Below are 3,699 nucleotides of genomic sequence, written 5' to 3' on the forward strand. Positions count from 1 at the left end.
TGTCTTCGAGACCCTGCTCGGCGAGGAGGACGCGGTGATCTCCGACGCCCTCAACCACGCCTCCATCATCGACGGCATCCGGCTGTCCAAGGCCCGCCGCTTCCGCTACGCCAACCGTGACCTCGCCGACCTGGAGACCAAGCTCAAGGAGGCGTCCGACGCCCGGCGCCGCCTGATCGTCACCGACGGCGTCTTCTCCATGGACGGCTACGTGGCGCCCCTGGCGGAGATCTGCGACCTCGCCGACCGCTACGACGCGATGGTCATGGTCGACGACTCGCACGCCGTCGGCTTCGTCGGCCCGACCGGCCGGGGCACGCCCGAACTGCACGGCGTCATGGACCGGGTCGACATCATCACCGGCACCCTCGGCAAGGCCCTCGGCGGCGCCTCCGGCGGCTATGTCGCCGCCCGTGCCGAGATCGTCGCCCTGCTGCGCCAGCGCTCCCGTCCGTACCTGTTCTCCAACACGCTCGCCCCGGTCATCGCCGCCGCCTCCCTGAAGGTCCTCGACCTGCTGGAGTCGGCCGACGACCTGCGCGTGCGCCTCGCCGAGAACACGGCCCTGTTCCGCCGCCGGATGACCGAGGAGGGCTTCGACGTCCTCCCCGGCGACCACGCCATCGCCCCCGTGATGATCGGTGACGCGGCCGAGGCGGCCCGCATGGCCGAGCTGTTGCTGGAGCGGGGGGTCTACGTGATCGGGTTCTCCTACCCGGTCGTCCCGCAGGGCCAGGCCCGCATCCGCGTCCAGCTGTCCGCCGCGCACTCCACGGACGACGTCAACCGGGCGGTCGACGCCTTCATCGCGGCGCGCGCCGCACTGGGGGTCTGACCGACCGGATGACCTGGGATAATTGAGGTCATGATCGAGGCACGGCGGCTCCACATCCTCCGTGCGGTGGCCGACCACCGCACGGTGACGGCGGCAGCCGCCGCGCTCTACCTCACCCCCTCCGCCGTCTCCCAGCAGCTGACGGCGCTGGAGCAGGAGACCGGCCACCGCCTGGTCGAGCGCGGCGCCAAGGGGGTACGGCTCACTCCGGCCGGCGAGATCCTGCTCAGCCACACCAACGCGGTCCTCGCCCAGCTGGAGCGGGCGGAGGCCGAGCTGGCCGCCTACGGCTCCGGCGAGGCGGGCACGGTGACCGTGGCGGCCTTCGCGACCGGCATCGCCCAGGTCGTGGCGCCGGCCCTGGCCCGCCTCGCCCACCTGGCGCCGGGCATAAGGATCCGGGTGCAGGACGCGGAGGGCGACGCCAGCCTGCCCATGGTGCTGGACCGGCAGGTCGACGTCGCGGTCGCCGTCGAGTACCGGGGCGCGCCGCCCGCCGACGACCCCCGGCTGACGCACGTGCCGCTCTACGCCGAGCCGTTCGACGCCGTCGTACCGCTGGGGCACCGTCTGGCGGACGCCGCCGAGGTCCCCCTCGCGGAACTGGCCAAGGACGCGTGGATCGGGCCGTACCCCGGCAACCCCTGCCACGACGTGGTCGTCCTGGCCTGCGAGAGCGCCGGTTTCCAGCCCCGTCTGGAGCACTCCTCCGACGACTTCCGGGCCGTCGTCGCCCTGGCCTCGGCCGACGCGGGAGTGGCGCTCGTACCGCGCTCCGCGCTGCGCGGGACGGACCTCACCGGGGTGGTCGTCCGGCCCGTCGACGGTGTCGCACCGACCCGCCGGGTGTTCGCCGCCGTCCGCCGGGGCGCCGAGGGGCATCCGCTGATCCGCCCGGTGCTGGAGGCGCTCGGCGCCGCGGCGCAGGCGTGAGGGGCCGAGGCCCGTGCTTCAGCCCTGCCCCGGCTCCGTGCGCCCGGCGTCCAGGAACCGGCTGATCCGCTCCTGCAGGCCCCTCGCGTCCAGTCCGTGCGCGGCCGTGTGCTCCTCGATCGTGCCGTAGCGGCGCAGCTCGCGGCGGCCGACGCCGAGGCCGAGCACCCGGTGCGGCACATCGGCCAGGGCCTCGCTCGCCGCGGCCGTCGACGTCCCCGCGAGGTAGGGCTCGACCAGCACGACGTCCGTACCCGCCGCCCGCGTCGCCCGGCGCAGCCCGGCCGCGTCGAAGGGCCGTACGGTCGTCGCGTACAGCACGGTCACGTCAAGGTCCGCCGTGGCGGCGAGGACCGCGTCGAGCATCGGTCCGACGGCGACGACCACGCCGGAGCGGCCCTCGCGGACGGGCAGGAAGTGCTGCCCGTCGACGGCCCGGCGCTGCCCGTTGGACTGCACGGACAGGCGTACGTACACCTTGTCGTCCCCCGCGGCGACCGCCTGTCGCAGCAGCGTCTCGGCCTCGTCCGGGTGCCCGGGCACATGCACGGTCCAGCCGTCCAGCGTGTCGAGGAGGGCCACGTCGCCCGGGGCCATGTGGGTGAAGCCGCCGGCCGGCCAGTCGAAGGAGGCGGCGGCGCTGACCAGTACCGCGCCCGTGTCCTGGTGCCCGAAATCCAGTTTGACCTGCTCGAACGGCCGCTCCACGAGGAAGCTGGCAAAGGTGTGCACGACCGGGCGCAGCCCCGTGAGGGCGAGCCCCGCCGCCGCGCCGACCAGCAGCTGCTCGCGGATGCCGACGTTGATCACCCGGTCGGGGTGCCGGCGCTCGGCCTCGCGGAACCCGTCCCGGCCGATCTCGGCGAGGACGACCGCGACCCGCGGGTCCTCGTCCAGCAGCCGGGAGACGACGGGGGCGAGACGGTCACGCATGGTGTCCATGGCGATGGGGCCTTTCGGGAGACTTCGGGGCATGCGGGGAACAGGGGGAGGGGAGGGCCCGGCGCTCTCCGGGACGGGCCGGGGTCAGGCGTTCTTCGGCTCGACGCGGGCCACGACCGCGTGCGGCCGGCCCGGGTGCGGCGCGGTGAACGCGGCGTACAGCGCCTCGTGGTCGCGTCCGTCGACGGTCACCGCGGACCAGCCCGCCGCCTCGAACCGGGCGGCGATCCCGCCGGGCAGCGCGTGGCTCGCGGAGGAGTTGTCGATGACGACGGTGTGCAGGCGGTCCAGCCCGGCCGGCCCGGCGAAGGCGATCGCCTCGTGGTTGCTGCCCTCGTCCAGCTCCGCGTCCCCGATCAGCACCCACACCGCCGGATCGGGCCGGCCCTGCGCCCGCAGGCCCAGCGCGGTGCCCACGGCGATCGGCAGCCCGTGCCCGAGGGACCCGCTGCCGATCTCGGCCCCCGGCACCAGCACCCGGTCCGGGTGGTGCCCGAGCGGGGAGTCGTAGGACCCGAACCCCGGCAGCCAGTCCACCGGCACGAACCCCTTGGCGGCGAGCACCGCGTAGTACGCCATCGGGCCGTGCCCCTTGCTCAGCAGGAACCGGTCCCGGGCCGGGTCCGCCCGCCGCTCCGGGGTGACCCGGAGCACCCGGTCGTAGAGCACCCACAGCACGTCGAGCGTGGAGGTGGCCGCCGGGCCGTGCTTCTCGTCGCCGGTCATCATGCCCATCAGCCGGGGCAGGTCGTCGTAGCCGTGCGTGCGGCTCTGTTCCGCTGCGGTCGTCATACCGGTGATCGTGCAACCTCAACCGGACTTGAGGTCAACACCGGAAGGTGCGCGCGACCACCGAGGGGAGTGCGGTATTGTTTCCCTGCGCGTTGCGACCGGGGAAACCCCAGGTCACACGGCAACGGGACGTGGCGCAGCTTGGTAGCGCACTTGACTGGGGGTCAAGGGGTCGCAGGTTCAAATCCTGTCGTCCC

Annotated in this window: 4 protein-coding genes and 1 tRNA gene; 3 read left to right on the forward strand and 2 right to left on the reverse strand. The window is 73.9% G+C overall.

Translation table 11 applies throughout. The annotated features are described in order from the left end of the window. Positions 1–835: glycine C-acetyltransferase (locus IE312_RS16520; RefSeq protein WP_229899886.1), on the forward strand; the 835-nt coding region annotated here is incomplete at its 5' end. A 30-nt stretch (positions 836–865) separates the two neighbouring features. Further along, entirely contained in the window at positions 866–1,768 is a 903-nt protein-coding gene (locus IE312_RS16525) for a LysR family transcriptional regulator (RefSeq protein WP_189982483.1), read from the forward strand. Between the two features lie 18 nt (positions 1,769–1,786). Here the strand turns inward: IE312_RS16525 and IE312_RS16530 are convergent, their stop codons facing one another. Then, positions 1,787–2,710, reverse strand: a complete 924-nt coding sequence (locus tag IE312_RS16530) for a transketolase family protein (protein WP_189982485.1) — start codon at positions 2,708–2,710, stop codon at positions 1,787–1,789. Between the two features lie 84 nt (positions 2,711–2,794). Beyond that, complete coding sequence (locus tag IE312_RS16535; protein WP_189982487.1) at positions 2,795–3,502, reverse strand: thiamine pyrophosphate-binding protein; 708 nt, start codon at positions 3,500–3,502, stop codon at positions 2,795–2,797. Between the two features lie 125 nt (positions 3,503–3,627). On the opposite strand from IE312_RS16535, the gene IE312_RS16540 reads away from it, so the two are divergent. Then, positions 3,628–3,699: transfer RNA gene (locus IE312_RS16540), tRNA-Pro, on the forward strand.

The sequence above is a fragment of the Streptomyces capoamus genome, assembly GCF_014654935.1.
Taxonomy (GTDB): domain Bacteria; phylum Actinomycetota; class Actinomycetes; order Streptomycetales; family Streptomycetaceae; genus Streptomyces; species Streptomyces capoamus.

Excerpts from the sequence above, each read along its gene's own strand:
- IE312_RS16525 (WP_189982483.1), top strand. The coding sequence starts at position 866 with ATGATCGAGGCACGGCGGCTCCACATCCTCCGTGCGGTGGCCGACCAC.
- IE312_RS16530 (WP_189982485.1), bottom strand. The coding sequence starts at position 2,710 with ATGGACACCATGCGTGACCGTCTCGCCCCCGTCGTCTCCCGGCTGCTG.
- IE312_RS16535 (WP_189982487.1), bottom strand. The coding sequence starts at position 3,502 with ATGACGACCGCAGCGGAACAGAGCCGCACGCACGGCTACGACGACCTG.